General features: G+C 72.4%; 27 protein-coding genes. 15 read left to right on the top strand and 12 right to left on the bottom strand.

Annotated features, from left to right (window positions below; all coding sequences use genetic code 11):
- Positions 1-6: 6 nt before the first annotated feature.
- Together V6S67_RS00990 and V6S67_RS00995 are read left to right on the top strand one after the other, a co-directional pair.
- Complete coding sequence (locus V6S67_RS00990; RefSeq protein ID WP_334208467.1) at positions 7-1,464, top strand: aldehyde dehydrogenase (NADP(+)); 1,458 nt, start codon at positions 7-9, stop codon at positions 1,462-1,464.
- Positions 1,461-1,979 carry a gamma carbonic anhydrase family protein gene (locus V6S67_RS00995; protein ID WP_334208468.1) on the top strand — a complete coding sequence of 173 codons (519 nt, stop codon included), beginning with the start codon at positions 1,461-1,463 and terminating at the stop codon, positions 1,977-1,979. Before V6S67_RS00990 ends, V6S67_RS00995 begins: the two co-directional genes overlap by 4 nt.
- A gap of 46 nt (positions 1,980-2,025) precedes the next feature.
- On the opposite strand, the gene V6S67_RS01000 is transcribed toward V6S67_RS00995, so the two are convergent.
- Positions 2,026-3,489, bottom strand: a complete 1,464-nt coding sequence (locus V6S67_RS01000; RefSeq protein ID WP_334208469.1) for a protein adenylyltransferase SelO — start codon at positions 3,487-3,489, stop codon at positions 2,026-2,028.
- A 132-nt stretch (positions 3,490-3,621) separates the two neighbouring features.
- Between V6S67_RS01000 and V6S67_RS01005 the strand changes: the two genes are divergently transcribed.
- Positions 3,622-3,786, top strand: a complete 165-nt coding sequence (locus tag V6S67_RS01005) for a hypothetical protein (protein WP_334208470.1) — start codon at positions 3,622-3,624, stop codon at positions 3,784-3,786.
- A 60-nt stretch (positions 3,787-3,846) separates the two neighbouring features.
- Positions 3,847-4,542, top strand: coding sequence for a DsbA family oxidoreductase (locus tag V6S67_RS01010; protein WP_334208471.1), 696 nt, complete (start codon positions 3,847-3,849; stop codon positions 4,540-4,542).
- A gap of 37 nt (positions 4,543-4,579) precedes the next feature.
- Here the strand turns inward: V6S67_RS01010 and V6S67_RS01015 are convergent, their stop codons facing one another.
- The 3 genes from V6S67_RS01015 to V6S67_RS01025 form a co-directional block, all read right to left on the bottom strand.
- Complete coding sequence (locus tag V6S67_RS01015; protein WP_334208472.1) at positions 4,580-4,762, bottom strand: hypothetical protein; 183 nt, start codon at positions 4,760-4,762, stop codon at positions 4,580-4,582.
- Positions 4,763-4,833: 71 nt separating this feature from the next.
- The gene (locus V6S67_RS01020) at positions 4,834-5,679 is read right to left on the bottom strand and encodes a metal-dependent hydrolase (RefSeq protein ID WP_334208473.1); all 846 of its coding nucleotides are present in this window, start codon (positions 5,677-5,679) and stop codon (positions 4,834-4,836) included.
- Positions 5,680-5,791: 112 nt separating this feature from the next.
- Positions 5,792-6,118: a hypothetical protein gene (locus V6S67_RS01025; protein ID WP_334208474.1), complete on the bottom strand. Its 327-nt coding sequence runs from the start codon at positions 6,116-6,118 to the stop codon at positions 5,792-5,794.
- Between the two features lie 123 nt (positions 6,119-6,241).
- Here V6S67_RS01025 and V6S67_RS01030 point away from each other — a divergent pair, with 123 nt between their 5' ends.
- From V6S67_RS01030 to V6S67_RS01050, 5 genes are all read left to right on the top strand, one after another.
- Complete coding sequence (locus V6S67_RS01030) at positions 6,242-7,216, top strand: MsnO8 family LLM class oxidoreductase (RefSeq protein WP_334208475.1); 975 nt, start codon at positions 6,242-6,244, stop codon at positions 7,214-7,216.
- Between the two features lie 215 nt (positions 7,217-7,431).
- The gene (locus tag V6S67_RS01035; protein WP_334208476.1) at positions 7,432-8,340 is read left to right on the top strand and encodes a PRC and DUF2382 domain-containing protein; all 909 of its coding nucleotides are present in this window, start codon (positions 7,432-7,434) and stop codon (positions 8,338-8,340) included.
- 134 nt (positions 8,341-8,474) lie between these two features.
- Entirely contained in the window at positions 8,475-9,452 is a 978-nt protein-coding gene (locus V6S67_RS01040; RefSeq protein WP_334208477.1) for a D-cysteine desulfhydrase family protein, read from the top strand.
- Positions 9,449-10,579, top strand: coding sequence for an aminotransferase class V-fold PLP-dependent enzyme (locus tag V6S67_RS01045; protein ID WP_334208478.1), 1,131 nt, complete (start codon positions 9,449-9,451; stop codon positions 10,577-10,579). Before V6S67_RS01040 ends, V6S67_RS01045 begins: the two co-directional genes overlap by 4 nt.
- 386 nt (positions 10,580-10,965) lie before the next feature.
- Complete coding sequence (locus tag V6S67_RS01050) at positions 10,966-12,795, top strand: immune inhibitor A domain-containing protein (RefSeq protein ID WP_334208479.1); 1,830 nt, start codon at positions 10,966-10,968, stop codon at positions 12,793-12,795.
- Between the two features lie 210 nt (positions 12,796-13,005).
- On the opposite strand, the gene V6S67_RS01055 is transcribed toward V6S67_RS01050, so the two are convergent.
- Both V6S67_RS01055 and V6S67_RS01060 read right to left on the bottom strand, forming a co-directional pair.
- The gene (locus V6S67_RS01055) at positions 13,006-13,755 is read right to left on the bottom strand and encodes a hypothetical protein (protein ID WP_334208480.1); all 750 of its coding nucleotides are present in this window, start codon (positions 13,753-13,755) and stop codon (positions 13,006-13,008) included.
- Between the two features lie 307 nt (positions 13,756-14,062).
- Positions 14,063-14,482 (bottom strand): GtrA family protein, encoded by a 420-nt coding sequence (locus V6S67_RS01060; protein ID WP_334208481.1) that lies wholly within the window; start codon positions 14,480-14,482, stop codon positions 14,063-14,065.
- A gap of 153 nt (positions 14,483-14,635) precedes the next feature.
- Between V6S67_RS01060 and V6S67_RS01065 the strand changes: the two genes are divergently transcribed.
- Complete coding sequence (locus tag V6S67_RS01065) at positions 14,636-15,649, top strand: zinc-binding dehydrogenase (RefSeq protein ID WP_334208482.1); 1,014 nt, start codon at positions 14,636-14,638, stop codon at positions 15,647-15,649.
- 4 nt (positions 15,650-15,653) lie between these two features.
- Here the strand turns inward: V6S67_RS01065 and V6S67_RS01070 are convergent, their stop codons facing one another.
- The 3 genes from V6S67_RS01070 to V6S67_RS01080 form a co-directional block, all read right to left on the bottom strand.
- Positions 15,654-16,175: a flavin reductase family protein gene (locus V6S67_RS01070; RefSeq protein ID WP_334208483.1), complete on the bottom strand. Its 522-nt coding sequence runs from the start codon at positions 16,173-16,175 to the stop codon at positions 15,654-15,656.
- A 47-nt stretch (positions 16,176-16,222) separates the two neighbouring features.
- A complete protein-coding gene (gene soxR / locus V6S67_RS01075; RefSeq protein ID WP_334208484.1) occupies positions 16,223-16,663 on the bottom strand; it encodes a redox-sensitive transcriptional activator SoxR in 441 nt (146 codons plus the stop codon).
- A 181-nt stretch (positions 16,664-16,844) separates the two neighbouring features.
- Positions 16,845-17,702, bottom strand: a complete 858-nt coding sequence (locus V6S67_RS01080) for an SDR family oxidoreductase (protein WP_334208485.1) — start codon at positions 17,700-17,702, stop codon at positions 16,845-16,847.
- 149 nt (positions 17,703-17,851) lie between these two features.
- On the opposite strand from V6S67_RS01080, the gene V6S67_RS01085 reads away from it, so the two are divergent.
- Complete coding sequence (locus tag V6S67_RS01085) at positions 17,852-18,955, top strand: Gfo/Idh/MocA family protein (protein WP_334208486.1); 1,104 nt, start codon at positions 17,852-17,854, stop codon at positions 18,953-18,955.
- Entirely contained in the window at positions 18,955-19,737 is a 783-nt protein-coding gene (locus V6S67_RS01090) for a ThuA domain-containing protein (protein ID WP_334208487.1), read from the top strand. Before V6S67_RS01085 ends, V6S67_RS01090 begins: the two co-directional genes overlap by 1 nt.
- A 21-nt stretch (positions 19,738-19,758) precedes the next feature.
- Here the strand turns inward: V6S67_RS01090 and V6S67_RS01095 are convergent, their stop codons facing one another.
- Both V6S67_RS01095 and V6S67_RS01100 read right to left on the bottom strand, forming a co-directional pair.
- Positions 19,759-21,231 carry a mannitol dehydrogenase family protein gene (locus tag V6S67_RS01095; protein ID WP_334208488.1) on the bottom strand — a complete coding sequence of 491 codons (1,473 nt, stop codon included), beginning with the start codon at positions 21,229-21,231 and terminating at the stop codon, positions 19,759-19,761.
- Between the two features lie 37 nt (positions 21,232-21,268).
- A complete protein-coding gene (locus tag V6S67_RS01100) occupies positions 21,269-21,904 on the bottom strand; it encodes a nucleoside/nucleotide kinase family protein (protein ID WP_334211489.1) in 636 nt (211 codons plus the stop codon).
- A 233-nt stretch (positions 21,905-22,137) separates the two neighbouring features.
- Here V6S67_RS01100 and V6S67_RS01105 point away from each other — a divergent pair, with 233 nt between their 5' ends.
- The gene (locus tag V6S67_RS01105; protein WP_334208489.1) at positions 22,138-22,788 is read left to right on the top strand and encodes an SGNH/GDSL hydrolase family protein; all 651 of its coding nucleotides are present in this window, start codon (positions 22,138-22,140) and stop codon (positions 22,786-22,788) included.
- 13 nt (positions 22,789-22,801) lie between these two features.
- On the opposite strand, the gene V6S67_RS01110 is transcribed toward V6S67_RS01105, so the two are convergent.
- A complete protein-coding gene (locus V6S67_RS01110; RefSeq protein ID WP_334208490.1) occupies positions 22,802-23,608 on the bottom strand; it encodes a hypothetical protein in 807 nt (268 codons plus the stop codon).
- A 194-nt stretch (positions 23,609-23,802) separates the two neighbouring features.
- Here V6S67_RS01110 and V6S67_RS01115 point away from each other — a divergent pair, with 194 nt between their 5' ends.
- Together V6S67_RS01115 and V6S67_RS01120 are read left to right on the top strand one after the other, a co-directional pair.
- Positions 23,803-24,117: an MmcQ/YjbR family DNA-binding protein gene (locus V6S67_RS01115; RefSeq protein ID WP_334208491.1), complete on the top strand. Its 315-nt coding sequence runs from the start codon at positions 23,803-23,805 to the stop codon at positions 24,115-24,117.
- A gap of 418 nt (positions 24,118-24,535) precedes the next feature.
- Positions 24,536-25,996, top strand: coding sequence for a hypothetical protein (locus V6S67_RS01120; protein WP_334208492.1), 1,461 nt, complete (start codon positions 24,536-24,538; stop codon positions 25,994-25,996).
- The last annotated feature ends 30 nt before the right edge of the window (positions 25,997-26,026 follow it).

Here is a 26,026-nt window from a genome sequence, read left to right on the forward strand (position 1 = left end):
GCCGCCATGTACAGCACACAGGACGACACATCGATCGAGGCCCTGGAGCGGATCCTGACCGGCGCCGCCGCTGCTGCGGACCCCTGGGCGGCGGAACCGGCCACCACGCGGGCCACCGTGCTCCGCACCGTCGCGAAGCATCTGGACGCCCAGGCGGACGTCCTCGTGGCTCTGGGCATGAAGGAGACAGCCCTGCCGGAGGCGAGGCTGCGGGGCGAGCTCGTCCGCACGACCTTCCAGCTCAGGCTGTTCGCCGAGGTGCTGGACGACGGCTCCTACCAGGACGTCCGGATCGACACCGCGGACGCGCGGTGGCCGATGGGCGCACCGCGACCGGACCTGCGGCGTGTGCTGGAGCCCGTGGGCCCGGTGCTGGTGTTCGCCGCGAGCAACTTCCCGTTCGCGTTCAGCGGGGCCGGCGGCGACACGGCGGCCGCCCTTGCCGCGGGGTGCCCAGTCATCCTCAAGGCGCACCCCGGGCATCCCGAACTCTCGGCCGCGACCGCCGGTATCATCCAGGACGCCCTGTCCGACCTGGGGGCTCCGGCAGGACTGTACTCGGTCGTCTTCGGCGTCGAGGCGGGGAGGGCCGCCCTCACCGATCCCCGGGTCTGCGCCGGGTCCTTCACCGGGTCCATCGCTGCCGGCCGCGCGCTGTTCGATCTCGCCAACGCCCGGGCCACACCCATCCCCTTCTTCGCGGAGATGGGCAGCGTGAACCCGTCCTTCGTCACCCGGGCGGCGGCGAGGGCACGGGGAGCGGACATCGCGGCCGCCTTCTTCGCGTCACTGACCGCCAGCGCGGGGCAGTTGTGCACCAAGCCGGGCGTACTCGTGGTCCCGGAGGAGATGCTGGACCACCTGCGCACCCAGACACCCCCCGCCCCGTCCCCGCTCCTCAACGCCGGGATCCAGAAGGGGTACACCGATTCGCTGCGGGCGCTGGCATCCCACGACGGCGTCACCTTCCTCCTGGACGGCGGGAGCGCGTTCGCCGACCCGCCGGAAGCGACACTCCTGACCACCACCGTGGACGCCGTGCTGCGCGATCCCTCACTCCTCGCCGAACGCTTCGGGCCGGCCGGGCTGGTGGTCACCTACCGCGACGAGGACGATCTGGTGCGCCTCGCGCGGAGCCTGGACGGTCAGCTGACCGCAAGCCTCCACGGCGAGGACGACGACGACCTGCGCGACCTGACCCGCGAGCTCGCCAAGCGTGCGGGCCGCGTGCTGTGGAACCAGTGGCCCACCGGAGTGTCCGTCACCTATGCGCAGCAGCACGGAGGACCCTACCCTGCGACCACCCACGCCGGCAGTACCTCCGTGGGGACTGCCGCGATCCTCCGCTTCCTCCGCCCCGTCGCCTACCAGGGCTTCCCGCAGTCACGCCTCCCGGAGGTCCTGCGCGACGACGCGCCCCACCCGGGGTACCGGATGATCAACGGGAAGCCGGTGTCGGCATGACGCTCGTCCCGTTCCGCGGAGCCTCCCCTGCGGTCCACGGGACCGCGTTCGTCGCCCCGACGGCGTCGCTCATCGGCGACGTCGTCCTCGGCCCCGCGTCGAGCGCCTTCTACGGCGTCACCGTCCGTGCGGACACCACGCCCATCCGGGTCGGGGTGGGCAGCAACCTGCAGGACAACGTCGTGGTGCACGCCGATCCCGGCTTTCCCGCGGTCATCGGCGACCGGGTCAGCGTGGGCCACGGTGCCGTGGTGCACGGGTGCACCATCGAGGACGACTGCCTCGTCGGCATGGGCGCCACCGTCCTGAACGGGGCCGTCATCGGCACGGGATCGCTGATCGCCGCGGGCGCCGTCGTGCTCGAGGGCACCGTGGTGCCGCCGCGCTCGCTCGTCGCCGGCGTCCCGGCCAAGGTCCGCCGCGAACTGACCGACGACGAGATCGCAGGCGTCAGGAGGAACGCCGAGCAGTACACGGCCCTGGCGGAGGAGCACCGGCGCGCGACGACGACCTGACGGGCGATGAAGGCCCTGTGACGCCGCCGACCCGGTGCTGGTGCGGTCAGGTGCCGCAGTACGTCGTGTACCGCCCGAAGTCGTCCGGGGCGCCGGCGGCGTACCGCTCCAGCCCGGGCCGTTCCTCGAACGGGCGGCCGATGACGTCCACGAGCCGGTTCATCGGTTCCAGGTCGCCGGCGGTCGCGGCCTCCAGTGCCTCCTCGACGAGGTGGTTCCGCGGGATGTACACGGGGTTCACGCGGTCCATCGCGTCGGCGTCGGGGCCGAGGGCCAGCCACCGCTCGGTCCAGGCGTCGAAGGCGGCGACGTCGAGCACCCGGTCCCGTGCGGGCCGTGCGTCGCCGCGCACGACCGACCCGAGGCCCCGGAAGAACGACGTGTAGTCGACGTGGTTCTCCTGCAGCAGGGTGAGGACGTCGTTGGCGAGGGCCGAGGCGATGTCGTCCTCGATGTCGTCGGGCAGGCCCAGCTTGCCCTTCATGCCGGCGAGCCACGCGCCGCTGTACCGGGGGCGGAAGGATTCGAGCACGCCGACGGCGAGGGCCACGGCCCGCTCCTGGTCGGGGTCGATGAGTGGCAGCAGGGTCTCGGCGAGGCGGGCGAGGTTCCACTCGGCGATGAGCGGCTGGTTCGCGTAGGCGTAGCGGCCGCCGCGGTCGATGGAGCTGTAGACGGTGGCGTAGTCGAAGACGTCCATGAACGCGCAGGGCCCGTAGTCGATCGTCTCACCCGAGATGGTCACGTTGTCCGTGTTCATCACGCCGTGGATGAAGCCCACGAGCATCCACCGGGCCACGAGCGATGCCTGCGCGGACAGGACCGACTCGAACAGTGCCAGGTAGGGTCGTTCAGCGGCTGCGGCCTCCGGGTGGTGGCGGTCGATCGCGTGGTCGGCCAGGCGCGTGAGGAGGTCCGCGTTGCCGGTGGCGGCCGCGTACTGGAAGCTCCCGACGCGCAGGTGGCTGCTCGCGACGCGCGTGAGGACGGCGCCGGGCAGCAGGGTCTCGCGGCGTACGTTCCGCCCGGTGGCGACGACGGCGAGGGAGCGGGTGGTCGGTATGCCGAGTGCATGCATGGCCTCGCTGACGATGCACTCGCGGAGCATGGGCCCGACGGCGGCGAGTCCGTCGCCGCCGCGCGCGAATGGGGTGCGGCCGGAGCCCTTGAGGTGGATATCGCGGAGGCGGCCCGCGGCGTCGGTGACCTCGCCGAGCAGCAGCGCCCGGCCGTCGCCGAGGCCCGGGTTGAAGCTGCCGAACTGGTGGCCGGAGTAGGCCTGGGCCACCGGGGTCGCGCCGTCGGGCACCGAGGTGCCGAGCAGGAGGGCGAGGCCATCGGGGGAGCGGAGGAACCCGGGATCGAACCCCAGCTCCGCCGCCACCGGTTCATTGAGGGCCAGCAGGCGCGGCGCCGGGGCGTCTTCGGCCTGCCAGGCGACCGCCATCTCGGGCAGTTCCCGCGCGAAGCGACCGTCGAAGGTGACCCTGGACTCTGTAGGCACGCTCATCCTCCCACCGTACGCCGGGCGGTCCGGTGCCGCGTTTCGGGCGGAGGGCTGGCCGCCCGCGCGGTCGCCCCCTAAACTGATAAGCCACCTGATGTTTCCGGGGTGACGAGGCGATGATCGAAGGAGATCAGCATGGGCATCAGCAACAGGATCAGGACGGCCGCGAACCGCTACCTCAGCAGGTCGGGTACCGGGACGACAGGGAAGCCCGTGGGAGGCACGGCCGGCCGGCGCGGCACTCCCGTACCCTCGGGCAAGACCGGCGGGTTCATCCGTAACCTGCTCAACCGCAGGTAGCGAGGACGCCCAGGCCCTCCTTCAGGAATAGGGCCTGGGCGCTCCGCGGTTGTGCTGGATGTGCACATAGAGATCTGGTCCGACGTCAAATGCCCGTGGTGCTTCGTCGGTAAGCGCCGTTTCGAGAAAGCCCTCGCGGAATTCCCCCACCGGGACGCCGTGCAGGTGACCTGGAAGAGCTACCAGCTCGACCCCTCCCTCCCCGACCATTACGAGGGCACCGAGCAGCAGTACCTCGCCGAGCGCAAGGGCATTGCCCCGGAGCAGGTCCGGGAGATGTGGCAGCACCTGTCCCGCCAGGCTGAGGGTGAAGGGCTCTCCTTCGACTTCGACAGGGTGGTGGTGGGCAACAGCTTCACCGCGCACCGCTTCCTCCACCTCGCGAAATCCCACGGCCGGGGTGACGCCGCGAAGGAGGCCATCATGTCCGCGCACTTCGAGCAGGGACTGGACACCTCCGACGTCGAGGTGCTCGTCGCCCTCGGCGCGGGGATCGGTCTCGGCGAGGCCGAGATCCGTGAGACCGCAGCAGGCGACCGGTTCGCCGCCGACGTCCGCCACGACATCGAGGAGGCCCGTACGCTCGGCGTGCAGGGCGTCCCCTTCTTCGTCATCGATCGCAGGTACGGGATCTCCGGCGCGCAGCCCGTAGAGCTGTTCCGGGAGGCACTCGATCAGGCCTGGCGTGAGTCCCACCCCCTGGTGTCACTCACGCCGTCGCCCGACGGCCCCGCCTGCGGCCCCGACGGCTGCTGAGCCTGCCTGACTCATGCGCTGCAGCCGCTCTGCCGGGTCAGCCGCGGGGTGACCCCGAAGCCATCCTCCGTAGCTCGTCCTGCACGCGTGCCAGTTCGCGCCGGCGCTGGGCATCGAGATCCTCGGGATCCGGCCGCCTGCGCCGCGTGGGCTCGGGCGCGCGCACGGGCGCCTCCTCCTCCGCCTCGAGGGGATCGAAGAACAATCCGTCGCGGTGCATTGACCTTCCCTTCGTCCGGTGTCAGAGCTGACCCTAGCCCTGCCGTGTTTCCGGCACTTTACGGAGCCGTCTCAGCCGGCTCCCGCCACGCGCGCCACCACCATCGCGCCGTCGTCGAAGTGCGCGATGGCCCAGCCCATGCCGCAGACGGCATACAGGGAGATCGGCACGAGGAGGCACCATTCACGCAGGGAACCGGCGTTGCCGAGCACGGGCACGGCGATGTTGCCGTTGGGCCGCCAGACCTGGGCGACCACCGGCACCTTCGCCAGGCTGCGGGGCCTGCGGAGCCGGAACGGGTACACGGGATTGCAGCCGCCGGTGGTCAGCATGTCGCCGAGGATGTGCGCGACGACGCCGATACCCACGGCGAGCGGGAACCAGAACTGCTCCTCGGGCGCGAACGCCGTGACGAACGCGCCCGCGGTCAGGCCGACAGCCCAGGGTGAGCGCCGCATGCTGTCCGGGATGATCTTCAGGGCCTTGGCCGCGAAGGAGACGAGCAGCACCGTGAGCAGGCCGGCGCCCGGGTAGATGGTGCCGAAGTCCGCCGTCTCGACGGTCCACAGGCCGGCGACGAACGCGACGGCGACGAATGCGGCGACACCGAGCAGCGAATGCGTGCCGCGCCGGTGCCCTCCCGAGACGGCCCCGATCCCGGCGCACAGCAGGTTGGACAGCGGCGGCAGGGAGTGCGCGATCGTGGCGCTGTGGTGGTCGGCGTCGGGCAGCAGCGCGGAACCCGCGGTGACGAGGGCGCCGGTGACGACGCCGACGGGGCTGACGTCCAGCAGCCCGAGGCCGAGGGTGACGGTGTCGGGCAGGACGGGCAGCAGCCGGCCCGGGTGCACGTCGATCCGGGTGGTGGCGGCTACCCAGGCGGCGGCGCCGCAGGCAGCATGGTGGGCGCCCATCATCGCGGGAGTCCTTTCGGTGAGACCGCGCCGGCTGCAGGATCGCGGCCGACGACGAGATCCCATCCTGACGCGCGCCACCGTCATTATCGCGAGAGGGGGTGCACCGCCGGCGTCAGTGGGGGCGGAGCTGCCGGGCGTCGGCGCCGGACGGGGCGGTGCGGGTGCGCAGCCACTCCTCGGCGTCGTCGCCAAGGCCGGCTGGTACCGCGGCCTTCTCCAGGCTCCGCCGGAAGCTCTCCGTGATCGCACACTGGATGTGCAGCCGGGCCTCGTCGCCGGGCTCCGCGCGTCCTGCGGCGATGCGGTCGGCGATCAGCAGGAGCCGTGCCTGCGAGTGGGCGATGCTGTCCGCGAGGTGGAGGCTGCGGTTCCCGTCCTGCGCCGGGGGCGCTGCCGGCGCGGGCTGCTGTGGACGACGGTCCCTCGTGAAGATGCCCATGACGCTGACTCCGCTGGTGGTCGGCCGGCCGGACCCCGTTGTTCGACTGGCTCGGGCGATGTTGCCGACGCCCGTGGCGCAACACTACCGGAATGGCCCGGCCGCGTCGCTGGTTCCACGGATATGACCTCCCTCTTCGCCGGCGTGTCCCTCCTCGACCGCGCCCAGTCACGTCTCGGCTCTCCCGAGGAACGGACGCTGCAGGACGTCATCGTGCGGGCCCGCCGCGCCGAGCGGCTCGGTTTCCGGCGGTTCTGGGTCGCGGAGCACCACGGCGTGCCCGGCATCGCGGGATCGGCGCCCGCCGTGCTCGCGGCCGCCGTCCTCTCGGCCACGACGACGATCCGCGTGGGCACGGGCGGCATCATGCTGCCGAACCATCAGCCGCTGGTCGTGGCCGAGCAGGCCGCGACGCTGGCCGCCCTGTCCGGCGGGCGCTTCGACCTCGGGATCGGCCGGTCGCTCGGGTTCACGCAGGCGGTCCGGGCTGCGCTGCGGACCGGGAAGGAGGAGGCGGACCGCTTCGGGGAGGACATCGCCGAGCTGCTCGCCTTCCTCGGCGGCACCGCGCCCATCACGGCCCGCCCGCAGGACGGCGGCCGCACGCCCGTCTTCGTCCTCGCCACGGGGCGGGGCGTGGACCTCGCCGCGGAGGCCGGACTCGCCGTCGTGCTCGGCGGGCCCGCGCTGTTCCGTGACAGCCAGCCCGCCCTCGACCGCTACCGCGCCTCCTTCCGCCCGTCGGCGTGGTGGGACGCCCCGCACGTCACGGCGTCGCTGAACGTGGCCGTCGCGGGCACGACGGCGGCGGCGCGGCGGCTGCTCCTGCCCGAGGCCCGCGCGCTCGCCGTCTCCCGGACACGGGGGTACTTCCCGCCGCTCGAGGCCGCCGACGGACCGCTGTCCGCGCGGGAGGAGGGTCTCGTCGGGGAATCGCTCGCCACGGCCGTGTACGGTACCGCCCCTGAGGTCGAGCGACAGCTCGCCGAGCTGAAGGACCGCACGGGGGTCGATGAGTTGCTCGTCAGCGGCGGGGCGTTCGACCTCGAGGCGCAGGCCGCCTCCGACGAGATGCTGGCCGCGCTGACCCTCCGCTGACCCTCCGCCGACCCTCCGCCGACCCTCCGCCGACCCTCCGCCGACGCCGTGCGTCCGGGCATGGGCCGGTCGGCGACACGGACCGGAGCGCAGCCGCCGCCCGCAGACCAGACCCCGGCACAGATAGTAAGCATGCTTGTTATGTGGGGCTGAACCGCTCTAGTCTGTCGAGATGCGCCGCTTCCGGCGGGCGGCACCGACGAGAGGAACCCCACATGCTCACCCTGCACGATCTCGAACCCCTTCTCGGCCATCGCAGCGCCGTCGTCACGGACCAGGGGGACAGGGTGGGCACAGTGGGCGAGGTGTTCCTGGACCACGCCACCGATACGCCGGCCTGGATCACCGTGCACACCGGCCTCTTCGGCACCAGGGAGTCCTTCGTGCCGCTGGATGGCGCCGCCGTGGACGACGGCCGGCTCGTCGTCGCCTACCCGCGGGACCTCATCCGGCACGCCCCGTCGACCGAGCGCGACGGCGGGCTGAGCCCGGAGGACGAGAGCGCGCTGTTCCGCCACTACGGGCTGGAGACGAGGACGACGGCGACGACGGCGACGACGCCGGCGGGTGACGACCCTGCGCTGCACGAGGGGCGCGACGACGACGGCGAACCGTGGATGGTCCGCTCGGAGGAACGGCTCCGCGTCGGGACGGAGACGTACGAGGCGGCCCGTGTCCGGCTGCGGAAGCACGTCGTCACCGAGGAGGCCGCGGTGCGGGTGCCGGTCCAGCGGGAGGAGCTGCGGATCGAGCGCGAGCCCGTGACGAGGGCCGATGCAGCCTCCGGTGACTCGCTGTTCCAGGAGGAGATCGTCGAGTTCGTGGGTCACGAGGAGCATGCCGTGCTGGTGGGCAAGGAGACCGTGCCCGTGGAACGCGTCCGGCTGGGCAAGGCCACCGTCACCGGCAGGACGACCGTGCGGGAGCAGGTGCGGAAGGAGCGCATCGCCGGCAGCGTGGACGGCGAGGCGATACCCGATCTCGACGCCGGCACCCGCGGCTCCGGGGGCCGCGGTCGGCGCGCGGCCGGCAGCGCAGGCGGCGGACCGGCAGCGGAGGACTCCACAAGGATCACCACCAACAGCCCCAACCCGCTCCTCAAGGGCAGGAACAGGCGGCGCTGAGACCGTCCGGCACGGCTGCCGCCCGGGGCCGCCCGGGCCGGCTGCCGCCCGGGGCCGCCCGGGCCGGTGAGCCCCCGGACGGCCGTGGATCCGCTAGCGTCTGGGGAGACGCCGACGAGCACGTGGAGGAAGACATGACGGATCCGATCGTCCGGCCTGCGGGCACCCCTGTCCGGGCGGGCCTGGGGTCCTGGCCCACGCCGCTGGAACCCGCGCCCCGCCTCTCGTCCGCGCTCGGCCTCGATTCCGGGGACCTCTGGATCAAGCGTGACGATCTCATCGGCCTCGGCGGTGGCGGCAACAAGGTGCGCAAGCTCGAGTGGACCGCCGGGACCGCGCTGGCGGAGGGCGCCGACGTGCTGGTCACGAGTGGGGCGGCCCAGAGCAACCACGCCCGCCTGACGGCTGCTGCGGGCGCCCGGCTCGGGATCGACGTCGTCCTCGTGCTGACGGGGGAGCCTGCGCCCGCCGGCAACATCGCCCTCGACGCCCTGCTCGGCGCCACCGTGCACTGGTGCGGCGACGTCGGGGACGAGGAGCTCGCCGCCCGGGTGCAGGACGTCGCGGACGGGCTGTCCGCGCAGGGCCGACGTCCCACGGTCATCCCCTTCGGCGGGTCGAACGCCCTCGGTGCCACCGGCTACCGGACGGCGGGCGAGGAGCTCCTGGACCAGGATCCCGCCGTGCAGGAGGTCGTGGTGGCGGTCGGTTCGGGCGGGACCATGGCAGGCCTCGTTGCGTCGCTCGGCGCCGGACGCGTCCTCGGGGTGGACACCGGGGCGATGTCCGAGCCGGCCCCGGCCGTCGCCCGGATGGTCGCGGAGCTGACCGGACAGCCCGCGGACGCCGCGGGCCTGCGGATCGACGGGAGCCTGCTCGGGACCGGCTACGGCTCCGTGACGGACGCCGTCCTCGAGGCCATGCATCTCGCCGCCCGCACCGAGGCCCTCGTCCTCGATCCCACCTACACGGCGCGTGCCATGGCCGGGCTCCTGCGCGCGGTCCGGCAGGGCGAGCTGGTCCGCGGCCGGCGCGTCGTGTTCTGGCACACCGGAGGGCTGCCCGGCCTGCTGGGACACACGACGGCGCTCGAGAGGATCATGGCCGGATGAGCACCACCGAGCGCGACGCCGCGGCCTTCGCGTCCTATCAGGCATCCTTCACCGAGGCGCCCGGGTACCTGAACTTCGCGAGCTTCGGCCCGCCGTCGCGTGCCGTCCGCGAGCGGGTCACGCACCTCCTGGAGATCGCCGGCGAAGGGGGCGACGCGGGCGAGACCCTGCACGGGGAGGACCTCCGCGCCCGGGAGGCCTTCGCGCGGCTCAGCGGATTCCCCCTCGAGGACGTCGGCCTGACCGCCAGCACCTCGCTCGGGCTGTTCCAGGTGGCGTTCGGCCTGACCGGCGGATCGGTGCTCGTCAGCGCCGGGGAGTTCCCGGCCAACACCTATCCCTGGCTGCGCACCAGCGCCGCGGGACGGGCGCGCGTGGAGCTGGTCGGCGGACCCGGCACCCTGATGACGCCCGACGTCGTCGCCCGCGGACTCACGGACGACACCGTCGCGGTGAGTGTCAGCGCCGTCGACTTCCGCACCGGCTACCGCGCCGACCTCGCGGGGATCCGTGGAGCGATCGGACCCGACCGGCTGCTGGTGGTCGACGGCATCCAGGGCTTCGGCGTCGCGGACGTGGAGTGGACGCTCGCCGACGTGCTCGTCGCCGGGGCGCAGAAGTGGATCCGCGCCGGCTGGGGCGTCGCGGCGTTCGCCGCCTCCCCGCGGGCCCTCGAGCGGATCGACCCGCTGCTCACCGGATGGACGGGCGTCACGGCGTCCCGCCGGTACGACGGCGAGGAGCACCCACCGCTGCCCGGAGCGCAGCGCTTCTCCATCTCGAACCTCTCGCCGTATGCGACCGGGGGCCTCGCGGAGGCCCTCGCCCTGATCGAGTCGGTGGGCGTGCCGGCGATCGAGGGCATCATCGCCACCCACGCCCAGGCGCTCGTCGAGCAGCTCGATACCGCGGGGGTGGAGGTCCTCTCGCCGCGGGAGCGCGCGGACAGTGCGGGGATCGTGGTGGCAGGCATCCCCGGGCGGGCGGCCGAGGCGCACGCGGCGCTGGCCGATGCCGGCATCACCGCGACGCTGCACGGGGAGGACCGCATCCGCTTCTCCGTCCATGCGACCACGCGCTCCGAGGTGCTCGGCGAGGCCGCGAAGGTCCTGGCGCCGTTCGCCTGACGCGCGGCCCGGGTCACTGCGCCCGGGTTACTCCTGCGCCCAGGTTACTCCTGCGTCCGATCACACCTGCGCCAGGCCGTCGTTCCCGGGTTCTGGGCGACGGGCCGTCGAACCGCGGCGTGTCCCGGCCCGCCACGCGGTTCCGCCGCAGAAGGTGGGAACGACGGCGGCCGGCAGTGGCCCGCGCGGCACTATAGGACGCCGACCGCCGTCGCGCCAGACCGCACCACACCGATGGTTCACAGAACGCAACCAATCCTGAAAGTGTCCGGGGCCGGTGCTAGCGTCCCAGTCAGAACATGTGACCTAGGCAACATGTTCGTCTGCCCGGGCGACCGACCCGGGCGTGCTCCACATCAGCTGGGATATTTCATGAAGGAGAACCCTTGAATCTCACCACTCGTCCCCGGGGGCTGCGGTGCGCGATGGCGCTCGCCGTGACCACCGCCGTCGTGCTCGCTCCCGTGAGCGCGCAGGCCACTACCGGCATCGCGGCGGACTCGCCGACCGCGGCGTCGTCGTCCACGTCCTCGCCCAGCGCCGACGGCGCGGCGCAGAAGCTCGATGACCGCTCCGATCCTGCGGCCGAGGAGCGCCGCGACCTCAACCAGCAGGGCGTGGAGAAGGTCATCTCCGGCGAGGCGAAGGTCGAGGACCGCAACGGTTCCAAGGCCGTCAAGGTCGCTCCCGGCCAGTGGGCGCAGTACGGCCTGCAGGACAGCGACCAGATCCTGTCCTTCCTCGTCGACTTCGGCGACAAGGTGGACCCCCGCTTCCCCGGCTCCGCCCCGGGCCCCACGCACGGCGCGATCAAGGAGCCGAACCGCGCGGTGGACAACTCCACCTACTGGTCCGACACCTTCGACCGCGAGCACTACCTCGACATGTTCTTCGGCACGGAGGGCGAGTCGCTGAAGGGCGTCTACGAGGAGATGTCGAGCGGCCGGTACACGGTCGACGGCGACGTCAGCGACTGGGTGACCGTCCCCTACACCTCGGCCAGCTACGGCGAGACCGAGAGCCAGGCGGACATGACCCGCTTCGTGCAGGACACCGCCAACGCCTGGTACGACGCCCAGATCGCGGGCGGCAAGACCGCAGCCGAGATCGACGCATACCTCGCGGGCTTCGACCAGTGGGACCGCTACGACTTCGACAAGGACGGCGACTTCGACGAGGCCGACGGCTACATCGACCACTTCCAGGCCATCCACGCCGGTGAGGGCGAGGAGGCCGGCGCGGCGTCATCGGCCATCTGGTCGCACCGCTGGGCGGTCGGCCAGGCGGGACGCGGCACTGCCGGTCCCGCTGCCAACCCCTTCGGCGGCATCAAGATCGGCAAGTCGGACGTGTGGATCCGCGACTACACCACGGAGCCCGAGAACGGCGGTCTCGGTGTCTTCGCGCACGAGTACGGCCACGACCTCGGCCTGCCCGACCTGTACGACACGAGCGGCGGCGAGAACGGCACCGGCTTCTGGACGCTCATGAGCTCCGGTTCATGGCTCGGCCACGGTGACGGATCGATCGGCACCACGCCCAACCACATGGGCGCCTGGGAGAAGCTGCAGCTCGGCTGGCTGGATTACGACGTCGCCACGACCGGCGTGAAGTCGACCCACAAGATCGGCCCCTCGTTCCACGCGACCAAGGCCCCGCAGGCCGTCGTCGTGAACCTGCCGAAGGACGCCGCCGGCAACAACCGCTTCTACATCGCCGAGAACCGGGTGTACGCGGGCTACGACGCCACGCTCGCCACCGGTCCGTACAACTTCGGCTGGGGCGTCACCAGCCCCGACACCGTGGAGCACTACAAGTACCAGGACGGCCTGAGCATCACGTACTGGAACACCGCGCAGGCCAACAACAACACGCGCCAGCACCCCGGCGCCGGCCTGGCCCTGCCCGTGGACGCCCACCCCAAGGCCCTCACCTGGTCCGACGGCACCGCGCTCCGCAACCGCATCCAGAGCTTCGACGCCACCTTCGGCAAGGAGGCCACCGATCCGCTGAGCCTGCACCGTGAGACGGCTGCGGGCATGACGACGGCCACCGTGCCGTCGCAGCCCGGCGTCGCCGTCTTCGACGACACCAACCCCAACGCCTACTACGACGCCACGAACCCGCAGGGTTCCGTCGTCGTCGCCGGGACCGGGACGAAGATCGAAGTGGTGCAGTCCAACTCGACGGGAATGCTCACCCTGCAGGTCCGCTAGTCCTTCAGCGACCACGGAACGCACGTAACGCACGTACCGCACAGAAGGAGCCGGGAGGTCACTCCCGGCTCCTTCTGCGTTCCCGTCCGTCCCGCCGTCCCGGCGTCCTTCCCGGGTTCTGCGGGTCCGAGGCCCGGAACGCGCCGTGTCCTCCTGTGACGCGCGGCTCCGTCGTCGGAAGGGACGGACGACGGCGGGCCCGCGGGCGCCCTAGTGTGTGTGGTTCCGGCGCCTCGGCCTGGCGACGACGGCGATCGCGACGGCCAGCGCGAGCGCCACGAGGCTGAGCACGCCGGCGGCGACGTAGCGTGCCGACGCGCCGAGACCTGCCTGCTCCACGTCCTCCCCCGCTTCCTCCCGGGGCGATGATCCCGGAGCGGCCGACGTGGCGGACGTGCGCGGGAGCGGGTTCGACGGCTGCACCGGGGCCCGGGACACCTCCCCGCCGGACGTGCGGTCCGCGGTTCCCGCGGGAGCGGGCGCTGGTGACGGTGCCGCCGGTCCCGGCGGCGCGGGCTCCGGGGGTACAGGCCGCTCGGGGTCGACGGGCGGAGCAGGAGCAGGAGCAGGTCTGGGCGGTACGGCGGGCGGATCCGTCGGGTCCGTGACCCCGCCGGTCGGCGGGACCGCGGGGGCGGTCGGCGGGGCGGACGGCGGGTCGGTCGGCGGGGCGGGTCGGACCGGTTGGACCGGGGGGACCGTCGGGATGACTGGGTCCGTCGGAGCGGGGTCCGTCGTCGGAGGAGCGGGTTCCGCGGTGGGCGGCCCGGGGACGACGGGCGGCGCGATGACCTCCTCCGGGGGAGGCAGGGCGGGCTCGGACGACGGGACACCGGGACCGACGGTCGCGGGACCCATCGCCGGACTTACCGCAGGACCCATCGCCGGGGCCGCTGCAGGCGCCGCGAGCAGGATTCCGCTGCTCAGGGCCAGTGTGCTGACGGTGGCGGGAAGGCGCATGGCGGAATCTCTTCCAAGAGGCGGCGAACGGCTGCGGGAGTGGCGGGACGGCGCCGGCAGCACGCTGACGGGTGCGCTCCATCGTACGGGCCGCGCGTGGTCACCGCCGGGGCTCACGCCCCGGTCCGGACGCTTGCACGGGGTGCCGGATCCGGGTAGCGGGAGCACTGGGCCGCCGCACGAAAGGGCAGCACCCGCCGTCGTTCCCTGGTTCTGACCGACCGGTTGTCGAACCGCGGCGTGTCCCGGCCCACCACGCGGTCGAAGCACCGATAGGTGGGAACGACGGCGAGGGGAGCCGCGGCGTTCAGGCGGGTTCGACGGCCGACGGGCGGAAGACGAAGAAGCGGTAGGCGAGGTAGCGGAACACGTTGCCGAGCAGGACACCCACGACGTTCCCGGAGATGTTGTTCGCCAGCGGGCTCGTGAGTCCGAGGGCGTAGTGCGAGACGAAGAGGCACGCGGCCGCGATGCCGAGGCCCACGAGGTTCGTCAGGCCGAACAGGACGGCCTCCTCGCGTTTCGGGCGACCGGCGAACTGGCGGAAGGTGACGTAGTGGCTGCCCAGCCAGGAGACCCCGGTGGCCAGGGTCACGGAGGCCACCTTCGACGTGATCGGCCCGATGCCGAAGCCCGAGGCGAGGATGTTGTAGACCGAGATGTCGACGATGAACGCGATCGTCCCCACGATCGTGAAGGAGCCGAGGCGCTGCAGCGCTCCACTCATGGCTTTCCTCCTTCGACGACATTCCATTCTACTCCTTAGGTTGCCTAAGCAACTAATTGCACGCACTGCCCGCGGGGCTTCGTCAAGGCACGGCCTCGGACGGCGCCGGGTGCCGCCCGCTGGCTAGCATGAGGGCCTACCCGAGGAGGACCCATGAACGAGACCATGCTCGCCGGACGGCTCGACGTCAGCACAGGATCCTTCGAGGTGAAGGAGGTGCCGGTTCCGACGCCGGGCCCCGGCTTCGTCCGCGTGAAGGTCCAGGCGGCTGGTGTCTGCCTCTCCGACGTCCACCTCATCGAGGGGCTGCTGAGGCCGATGCACCTCCGCGGCGACGAGGTCACCCTCGGCCACGAGGTCTCCGGCAGCGTGGATCTCCCGGGCGACGGCGTCGACGGCTGGGTGCCGGGCGACCGCGTCGTCCTGCAGGCGGGTTACGAGCACGGGGGCGTCACCCTCACCATGGGCGTCGACTACGACGGCGGCTGGGCCGAGTACGTCGTGGTCCCCGCCGGCGTGCTGGTGCCGCTGGGGGAGCACTTCCCCTATGATCAGGCCGCCATCATCCCCGACGCCGTCTCGACCCCCTGGGCCTCCATCGTGTCCACGGGGCGCGTGCGGCCGGCCGAGGCGGTCGGCGTCTGGGGCGTCGGCGGGCTCGGCGCGCACGGCGTGCAGCTGCTGCGCCTGGTGGGCGCCGCCCCGATCATCGCCGTCGACCCGCTGCCCGAGGCCCGCGAGCGGGCGCTCGCCTTCGGCGCCGACCTGGCGCTCGATCCGCGGGCCGACGACTTCGCCGCCTCCCTGGCCGCGGCGACCTCCGGGCGCGGGCTCGACGTCGCCTTCGACTTCGCGGGCGTCGACGCCGTCCGGTCGCAGGCCCTCGCCGGTCTCGGGCTGCAGGGCCGGCTGGTGCTCGTGGGCCTGAGCGGCAACCCGATCACCATCTCGGACAGCACGGCGTTCTCCTACACGCGCAAGCAGGTCCGCGGACACTACGGATCCGAGGCCCACCATGTGCCGGAGCTCGTGGTCCTGGCGGAGCTCGGCCGACTGGACTTCGCCCGCTCCATCAGCGACACGCTGCCGCTGCGCGACGCCGCGACCGCCGTCGAGCGCCTCGAGCGCAAGGAGGGCAATCCGATCCGGCTGGTCCTGGTGCCCTGAGGGCTCAGTCCATCATGGACCGGTCGTCCAGCCGATGGTAGGAGCGGTTGTGGTAGACCAGCGGCGTGGTGCCGTCGGGCCCGCTCTGCTCGATGGACAGGACCTCCGCGGCGACGATCATTGATCCGCCGATGGGCAGCCGGTGCAGGATGCGGCAGCGCAGGGCCCACGGCGCATCGGCCAGCAGCGGCTCGCCCGTGGGCAGCGGCCGCCAGGCGACGGCCCCGCCGAAACGGTCGGCACCACGGGTCGCGAACAGCCGGGCGATCTCGAGCTGGTCGGCGCCCAGCAGGTGCACCACGAGGGTGTCCGCCCGGACGAGGGCCGCGGCCGACGACGACGCCGTCGACACGGAGAAGGCGAGGACGGGCGGCTCGGCCGATACCGAGGACACCGACGACGCCGTCAGGCCCACCGGCCCCTCCGGTCCCTGTGCCGTGATGACCGCGATGCCCGCCGGGTGGGTACGGAAGGCGTTCTTGAACAGGTCGGCGGTGGGGAGCGCGTGGTCCGCGGGGGCAGTCATGCCGTCAACGCTAGAACCTCAACAAAGGTCGAGGTCAAATCGGCGGATCAGGGGTCGAGGAGTGTGGACGGGATGCCGCGCCGGCCGGCGTCGTCGTCGGGGTTGACGAAGCCGCAGGTCGCCAGGGACAGGCAGCCGCAGCCGATGCAGCCGCCCAGCCGGTCCCGCAGGTGTTCGAGCTGCGCGATGCGTTGCTCGATCTCCTGCTGCCACGCGGCGGACAGCCGCTGCCAGTCCGCCTGGTCCGGGACGCCGTCCTTCGGCAGCTCGGCGAAGGCCTTCGCGACCGTGGCCAGCGGGATGCCCGCGCGCTGCGCGGCCCGGATCACGGCGACACGGCGGAGGATCGCGCGGTCGTAGCGGCGCTGGTTGCCCGAGGTACGGCGGCTCTGGATCAGGCCCTGGCGCTCGTAGAAGTGCAGGGCGGAGACGCTCATGCCGCTGCGCGCGGCCAGCTGTCCTACGGAGAGGGCCTGCTCAGGGGGCACGCTGCGTCCTTCCGGTTGCGCCGTCGTCCTGCCAGCGTAGTGCCGCGTCCGTCAGGCCCGCAGCCGCTGCCCCCGCCGTCGTCCCCGGTTCCTGCAGCCGCAGCGGGTCGCAGCGCGGCGTGTCGCGCTCCGACCCGCACCAGCGGCCCGAAAGCCGGGAACGACGGCGGCCGGCAGGGACCTACCGGCCCAGCAGCCCGGCGACGTACTCCCTCAGCGGGGTGGTCGGGCGGCCGATGATGCGCGCCAGGGTGCCGTCGCTGTCGGCCAGGGCCCCGTCGGCGATGTTCGCGTCGAGCGCGGCCGTGAAGCCTGCCGCGCCCTCGTCGAGCCCCGCGGCCGTGAGCGCCGCGACGTACTCGTCCCCGGAGAGCTTCTCCACGGTGACGGGTGTGCCGCTGACCTCGGCGACCGTCGCGGCGAGCTCGTCGAACGTCCAGGGCTCGTCGCCGCCGAGTTCGAGGATCTCGCCCGCGTAGTCGTCGGACAGCAGGACGACGGCGGCCGCCTCGGCGAAGTCGCGCCGCGGCGCGCTGGCGACCCTCCCGTCGCCCGCACCCGTCAGGAGGCTGCCCGTGGACGCGGCCTGGCGGATGGTGCCGTCGTAGTTCTCGGTGTACCAGTTGTTGCGCAGCACGGTGTACGTGAGGCCGGACCCCTCGAGCAGCCCCTCGGTGGCCTTGTGCTCGGGGGCGAGGACGAGCGCCGTCGTCGTGGCCCTGGGGGCGCTCGTGTAGACCAGCGACGCGTCCACCCGGCGCGCGGCGTCGATCACGGCCTTGTGCTGCACGGACCGCTTGCCCGGCTCATTGCCCGAGATGAGGAGGACCTTCTCCACGCCCGCGAAGGCGGCGTCGAGCGTGGACGCGTCGGCGTAGTCCATGCGTGCCGTACGGACGCCCTGCGCGGCCAGGCGGGCGAGCACCTCCTCGTTGCGTCCGCCGGCCACGATGGTCGACGGGTCGACGCCGCGCGCCAGCAGTTGCTCGACGACGAGGCGGCCGAGGTGGCCGGTGGCTCCGGTGATGGCGATGGTCATGGCTGTCCTCCGATTCGGGCACCCGGACGGTGCGTCTACCAGCGGTAACGGGGCGCGGCCGAAAAGACTTCCCGGGGCGCCGCGTGGACAGCACCGGCGACCAGGCGGTAGGACTGCAGGGAGAAGACTCCCACCCACGAAGGACCGCCGTGCACCAGACCCCGCCCGATCCGCAGCGCCCGAGCCAAGGCCGCCTGAAGGTGGGGGTGGTGGGCATCGGCTGGGCCGGCCGACAGCACCTCGAGGCCTATGCGAACAGCGCCGACGTCGAGATCCTCGGGCTGGCGGGCATGGAGCCGGACCTCCTCGCCGAGCTCCGTGACACGTACGGCATCCCGCATGCCGTCGAGCGCTGGGAGGACCTGATCGCCCTCGAGGGGCTCGACGCCGTCAGCGTGGCCGTGCCCACGTTCCTGCACGCGCCGATCACCGTCGCAGCCCTCGAACGAGGCCTCCATGTGCTCAGCGAGAAGCCGATCGCCCGGAACGGCGACGAGGGTCAGCTCATGGTCGACGCCGCCCGCAGGGCCGGGCGCGTCCTCGAGGTCGCCTTCAACCACCGGCGCCGCGGCGACATCACGGCCCTCAAGCGCGTGATCGACGACGGCGGACTCGGCCGCCCCTACTACGCCAAGGCCTCCTGGCTGCGCCGCTCCGGCATCCCCTCCCTGGGCAGCTGGTTCACCAACCGGGAGATGGCCGGCGGTGGTCCGCTCGCGGACATCGGCGTGCACGTGATCGACTACGCGCTGCACCTGCTCGGCGAGCCGAAGGTCCTGTCCGTCTCGGCGTCGGCCTACTCCGAGCTGGGGCCGCAGGGCCGCGGAGGCGGCGGCGGATACAGTGCCCAGGCCATGGGCTCGGCGTTCGAGGTGGAGGACTTCGCCTCGGCGTTCATCCGCCTCGAGGGAGGCGCCACGCTGCTGGTCGAGGCGGGCTGGGCCGCCTACCGCGATGCCGACGACCTGCTGGACTTCCGCGTCTACGGCACCGACGGCGGGGCCGAGCTGACCCGGCTGGGCGGACCGGACGACGCCCGGGAATCCCTGCGTGTCTTCAGCGAGAAGGGCGACTACGACCCGGAGGTCGGCCCCTCGCTCGGCCATCAGGGCGTCGTCGACGAGTTCCTCGCCGCCATCCGCGCGGGTGCATCCGAGTGGGGCCGCCACGACGGCTCGCTCGCGCTGGGCCGCGCCCGCATCATCGACGCCTGCTACGCATCCGCAGCCCAGCACCGGGAGATCCAGCTCTGATGACGACCGACACGACAGCGAGCACCACCTTCGACGGCAAACCGACCGTCGTCGTCTGGAACGAGGGCGTCCACGAGGCCCGCAACGAGCCCGCCACCATCGGCCGGATGTACCCGGGAGGTATCCACGGGGCCATCGCGGACGCCCTCGCCGGCTACTTCCCGGGCTCCGACATCAGCACGGCGACCCTCGCCGACCCCGAGCACGGCCTCACCGAGGAGCGCCTCGCGGGTACCGACGTGCTGCTGTGGTGGGGGCACATCGCCCACGGCGAGGTGTCCGACGCCGTGGTGGAGCGCGTGCACCGCCACGTCCTCGGCGGCATGGGCCTCGTGGTGCTGCACTCTGGGCACTTCTCGAAGATCCTCACGCGGCTCCTCGGGACCACGTGCTCGCTGAAGTGGAGGAACGACGGCGAACGCGAGCTCGTGTGGACCGTCAAGCCGTCGCACCCGATCGCGGCGGGCGTCGAGAGCCCGATCGTGATCCCCGAGCAGGAGATGTACGGGGAACTGTTCGACATCCCCGAACCCGACGACCTGATCTTCATCAGTTCCTTCGAGGGCGGTGAGGTGTTCCGCTCCGGCGTCACGTTCTCCCGCGGGAAGGGCCGGATCTTCTACTTCAGCCCCGGCGACCAGGAGTACCCGGTCTACCACCACCCGCAGGTGCAGCGCGTGCTCGCCAACGCTGTCGACTGGGTGGCGCAGCCCGGAGCGGAACGGGCACGGCGCGAGGCGCCCGGCGTCGAGAACCCGGCCCGGGACTGGTTCCTGACCTGACCGGGCAGGCCGCGCTGAGGGCTAGTCGGCCAGCGCGGCCACGAGCGCCGCGGCGCCGCGGGTGTGGAGCGTGTCCAGCGCCTCGAGGTAGGACTCCACGAACACGGGCTGCTCCGCGAGGTCGAGGAACAGGTCCTGCTGCCGGAGGAACGCGAGCGGGTCCGTCCGGGTACGCGCGGCCGCTGCCGTGACCTGGTCACGCAGCCGGTCGACGACCTCGATGGGCTCTCCCGCCTCGTCCGTCCCCTCGGCGTAGCGGGCCCAGGCGGCGATGATCGCGGCGCCGTAGCGGATGCTCCTGCCGGCCTCGAGGTTCTCCCGGACGATGGGGACGAGCCACTTCGGGATGCGGTCCGAGCTCTCGGCGCACAGCCGGGGGACGGTGTCGCGGACGGCCGCGTTCGAGAACCGGGAGATGAGCTGGCGCCGGTAGGCGTCGAGGTCCACGCCGGGCACGGGCCGGAGCGTGGGGGTGGCCTCCTGCTCCATGTAGCCCAGGAGGTACCGGGCGAAGTCCGGATGCCGGCAGACCTCGTGCACCAGGCCGTACCCGGCCAGGTAGCCGGGGTAGCAGAGCGCCTGGTGGCTGACGTTGAGCAGCCGGAGCTTCATGAGCTCGTATGGTTCGACGTCGTCCACGAGCTGCACGCCCGCGTCTTCCCAGGCAGGGCGTCCCTGTGCGAAGGAGTCCTCCAGGACCCACTGCTCGAAGTCCTCGCAGACCACGGGCCAGGCGTCGGTGAGCCCGTAGTCGGACGCCAGCTCGTCGCGGTCCTCGTCCCGCGTGGCCGGGGTGATCCGGTCCACCATGGAGTTCGGGAAGGTGACCTCCCGCTCGATCCACGCGGCGAGGTCCGGGTCGCGCAGCCGGGCGAAGGCCGCGAAGACGGACCGGGCGGTGTCGCCGTTGCCCTGGATGTTGTCGCAGGACATCACGGTCAGCCCCGGCAGGCCGCGTTCGCGGCGTCGTGCCAGCGCCTCGGTGACGAGGCCGAAGACGGTGCCCGGCACCGCACCCGGCGCCAGGTCGGCGCGCAGGGTCGGGTGGTCGGGGTCCACGACGCCGGTCACGGGGTCGATGCAGTAGCCGCCCTCCGTGATGGTCATGGACACGATGCGGACCGACGGCGCAGCGATCGCCTCGATGACGGCCTCCGGGTCCTCGGGGGCGAGGAGGAAGCCGATGATCGACCCGACGATCCGGGCCTCCCGCGAGCCGTCGGGGGCCTTCGACACGAGGGTGTAGAGGCCGTCCTGCCTGTCCATCACGGCTTTCATCCGGGCGTCCGAGGGCAGCACCCCGACGCCGAGGATCGCCCAGTCGCGCGCCTGACCGGTCTCGAGCAGGCGGTCCAGGTACATGGCCTGGTGTGCGCGGTGGAACCCGCCGACGCCGAAGTGGACGATGCCCGCGGTCAGACCCGACCGGTCGTAGGTGGGGACGGACAGCGAGGAGGGGAGGGAGGACAGCGTGGAGGCCGAGAGTCGGGTCATGGCGCGCCTTTGCGGAGTGGTCGGTGGGCCGGCTGAATCAGGTGAGCCGCCACTCGGAGGCGTCGAGGACGCGGTCCGCGCGGTCCCGGGTGGCTGCGACGAGCGCACCGTTGGGCTCGTCCACACAGCGCACCCATTCCTCGGCGGCGGCCGGTGTCTTCCCGAACAGGATATGCCGGGCCACGAGCCGGCGGCGGCGCACCTCGGGGTCCACGTCGATGAACCAGACCTCGTCGAGGAGGTCCCGCGCGTCCTGCCAGCCGGGCCTCTCGAGTAGCAGGTAGTTGCCCTCGGTGACGAGCAGGGTCGACGACGGCGGTACCGGCAGGGCGTTGGCGAGCGGTTGTTCGAGGTCCCGTTCGAAGGCCGGCGCGTAGACGGTGTGATCGGGCCGGCCGCGGAGCCGTGCCAGCAGGGCCGCGTAACCGTGCGCGTCGAAGGTCTCCGGCGCGCCCTTCCGATCGAGCAGCCCGAGCCCCGTGAGGGCCTGGTCGGCCAGGTGGAACCCGTCCATGGGCACCAGGGCATGGGTGGCCGGATCGAGGGCGGCGACCGCGGCGGCGACGGTGGACTTCCCGGCGCCCGGGGCACCGACGATCCCGAGCAGCGCCCGCTCGCCGTCCTCCGGGCGGGGGAGGATCCCGCGCAGGTCGGCGGCGCTGCGGACGGACATGCTGGTCACGGCACTTCCTTCAGGGGTCGGGGCGCGGCGGTGTGCCGTCCCGTCCATCATGCCGTCCCGGACGGGCTTCGCCGGCGGGGACGGGTGATTGCCCCGGGAGGGCGGGTCGCGTAGCGGACCGAGCGGACGGGGTCCAAGCGACGGGGCTTGTACCCCGATTCCCGTGCCGCGGTGCATGCGGTGCGCGCTGGCGGCAGGACCGCCGGCCGGGCCACGATGGGGGGATGAGCGCACCGGGAGGCCGCACGGGACACGTGGTACTGCTCGGGGACTCCATCCTCGACAACGGTCGGTACGTGTCCGGGGGGCCCGACGTCGTCGCGCAGGTCCGCCATGCCCTGCCCCCGGGGTGGCGGGCCACGCTGCTGGCGGTCGACGGCGACGTCACCTCCGGCGTCGCGCGTCAGTTGCGCGCCCTGCCGGCCGACGCCACGCACCTCGTGGTCAGCGCCGGCGGCAATGACGCGCTCGGGTACCGCCACCTGCTCCAGCGCCCGGTGGGAGGTGTCGTCGAGGCACTGCTGGCCTTCGACGGTCCCCGGCGGGCGTTCGCGCAGGACTACGGGGCCATGCTCGACGGCGTCCTCGCGGCGGGGCTGCCCACCGGCGTGTGCACCATCTACGACACGCCCTCCTCCGAGCCGGGCTCCGCGGTGATCCGAACCGCGCTGACCTTCTTCAACGACGCGATCACGCGGGAGGCCTTCGCCCGCGGGGTCTCCGTCGTCGACCTCCGGCTGGTGTGCGACGACGACGGCGACTACGCGAACCCGATCGAGCCGTCCGTCCAGGGCGGGGCCAAGATCGCCGCCGCCATCGCGGCGTTCCTGCTGCCCGACCCGGACCACCGGCGACCGGCGGTGATCGTCCGGTGATGCGGCGGGACGGTCAGCCGGCGGGACGCAGCGAGGTGATCATCGCCCTGATCCCCTGGTACTCCTCCGTCTCCATGTAGGCGTGCGGGGTGTCGATGTGCGGCGGTTTCCCGGGGTACACGAGGAAGGGGTCGTAGACACCGCCGAAGGCGGCGCCGGACGGCGGCCACGGGAAGAAATGGGCGAGGGGACAGGCCGTCGCCCCCGTGGGCTCGGGGGCGGCCGTGATGCCGTACGCCAGCGTGGAGGCGGCCACCGGATCCGCGACGGCGGGGTCGGTGCGCCCCTCGAACACGAACCGCGGGGTGACCGTGCCCTGGGCGAGGGCCGGGAGCGGTTCCGCGTCGAGCAGGGAGTAGGGGAGTTCCGCGGGGCACACGGCCCCGGTGACCAGGTCCGTCTGCAGTGTGGCCAGCTGCCGGCCCGTGGAGTCCCCGACGACGACGGACACCCCCGCGGGCGGTGCCTCCGGGGCGTCCGCGACGGTCCACCCGGCCGGGTGGTCGAAGGCGAGGCTCCCGTCCGCCGTCGTGTAGGTCACCCACCCCTCCGGCGGACCGGCCGCGCCCGGCTCCGACGGCGCACCCGCCGGCGCCGAGGGTGTCGCCGGGTCCTGGGTCGGAGCCGGAGTCGGGGTCGGAGTCGGAGTCGGAGCCGGAGCCGGCGTGGGTGTCGGGGCCGGGGTGTCGGCCGCGGGACGGGCCTGCTGCGACTCGGCGCCCTCGGGCGCGGCGCCCGGACCGGCGCCGCAGCCGGTCACGAGGATCGCGAGGCCCACGGCCCCGGATGACAACAGTACTGGTGCGGTCGGACGACCCATGGCTACTCCTTCGTATCGCGGGTGGACCGTTCCATGGTGCTGTCTGTCCGGGCGCCAGGACAGGGCGGTGACCGAATCGTGGCACCGGGCGCGGGATCGTTGCCGTTCCGTGTGCACCCCGTAAGTGATCCGTGACCTTCCCGGGGAGCCCGGAATCACTGGACCGGCCCGGTGGCCGGTGCGATGGTTGGTCCATGGTCAGCGAAGACGACGTCCGGTCCGTGTGCCTCGCCCTGCCCGGCACCTCGGAGCGTCTGAGCTGGAACCGTCCGGCGTGGTTCGCCCGGACCCTCTTCGCACGCATGTGGGACGACACCGTCCTGACGGTCAAGACGGACGAGCGTGCTGCGCTGCTCGCGACGCAGCCGGGGGTCTTCCTGCTCCACCCCCACCACGAACGCTACGGTTCCCTGGTCCTCGTACGCCTCGGCCGTCTCGACCGGGACCAGCTGGGGGAGCTCATCGAGGATTCCTACAGGATCGCCGGCGAGGTGTCCGCCCGGCGGTGACTCCGGACGAGGCGTCCTGTGGCGTTGGTCACAGCGTGAGGGCGCGGGGCCCGACGGGGCGGTCCCGCCGGGGCAGGGATGCAGGTAGTGCGTGGGCCGGTACGCGAGTAGGGCGGTACGCGCCGTCAGGTAGGGATGGGGCGGAAGGGGTGCAGGTGGCTTCCTGAGGTCGCGGGATGCGTACTCGTGAAGCTGCCCCCGCGTGCTCGATACCTTGAACCAGGTGCTCGCTGGCAGAGCCGGCGACGATGCACCCCCCTCCCTGCGGAGCGGGTGGACGGACCGGCCCTGACGAGGACACACAGCTACCGGGACGGCTGACGCCATACCGCCGGCTGGAAGAACTCCCGTCCCACTTCCGTCTCACACGAGGCCGTCGATGCCGCCCTGCGCGGCGGAGAGCGGCCCAGGGGAAACCATGACCTCTCTGCAGTCCGTCCTCCAGGACTCCTTCGCCCGACGCCGCACGGTGGCCATCATCGTCGCGCTCCTGCTGACGGCCCTCGTGCCGCTCGCCGACACCGTCCTGCCCGCCGGCTGGTCCACCGCGCTGCTGGCCGCGGGCGTCCTCCTGCTGATGGTCACCCTCCTGATGCTCGCCCGCCCCGGCGCCTCGGCCGGCATCGGGGCGGCGGAGTCCGACGGCGGCAACCGCCGCGGCGCGGGACTCCTGCTGTACCTGTCGCCCGTGATCCTGCTGAACCTCGTCTACCCGCTGGTGAGCCCTGCCATGGCGGCGGTCAACGTCGGCGGGGTGCAGCTCACCCTCGTGGTGCTCGCGTCATCGATCACCGTCCCGTGGCTCGCACAGGCCGCCTGCCTCCCCGCCTATCGGGCCATCGGCGACCTCATGGCCGAGCGCGACATGGCTGCCATCACCCGCCGCTTCTGCACCACGTGGCCCGCGATGTTCGTCCAGTCGCTGCCGCTCGTCGTCGTCTTCGCCGTGCCGCTGTGGCTGGCCACGCGGTGGTCCTTCCCGGCCCTCGCCACCTACGCCGCCCTCTGCGCCCTCCACCTGCTCTTCGTGCAGTCCCTCATCCTCACCAACGTGGGGGAGCGCCGCGGTCTCTGGGCCCTCGCCTGGGCGGCCTACGCCGTGGCACTCTTCGCGGCACCCACCCTGTGGTGGCTCCCTCCGGTGCTCGGTACGCTCACGCAGGTCGCCACGATGGGCCGCGGCCTGGCCGCGGTCCGGCTCGCCCGGCGCCTCGACGCCCGCCACTTCTCGGCAGATCTCCTCCGCGGCCTGCTGCTCGGCGCCGTGCTCTGGGCCGACAAGTTCGTCCTCTTCCTCGTCACGGACGGCGACTTCCAGGTGGTGATCGTGTTCCTCGCGATGCTGCCCGCTGTCGTCGCGTACAACTACTACTTCGTGAACCTCGCTCCGCGGGTGGACCGGGCCGTCACCGACCTGCACCGCACGATCGCCGAGGAGCCGCTCACGCGCCTGGCGACGATGTCCCGGGAACTCAGCCGCACGGTGGACCGCGCCATCCTCAGCACCGGCGCCGTCGGCATGGTCCTCACCCTCGTGATCGTCCTGCTCCTCCAGGGCCTCCAGCCCGTGAACGTGCTGCTGGCCGTCTCCGTGGGCGTCGCCTCATGGGCCTTCATGATCCTTACGCTCCTCAGCTACGAACTGGACTACATCGGCGAGAAGGTCCTGCCGCAGATCCTGGGTGGCATCCACCTGGCGCTCTGCGCGGCGGCCTTCCTGCTGGTCGGGGCGGTGCAGGGCTCCACAGGAGCCGTGCTCGCGTACGGCGCCCTCGTGGTGGCGGACCTCGTGCTCGTCGCCGTCGCCTGGGTGCTCTACAAGCGGCACTGGACCCAGCCCGAGTACACCCTGTTCTGGCGCCACGCCACGTCCTGGTAGCCCCACCCCGCCCTACCGACCCGCACTCAG

Source organism: Arthrobacter sp. Soc17.1.1.1 (assembly GCF_036867195.1).
Classification (GTDB): domain Bacteria; phylum Actinomycetota; class Actinomycetes; order Actinomycetales; family Micrococcaceae; genus Arthrobacter_D.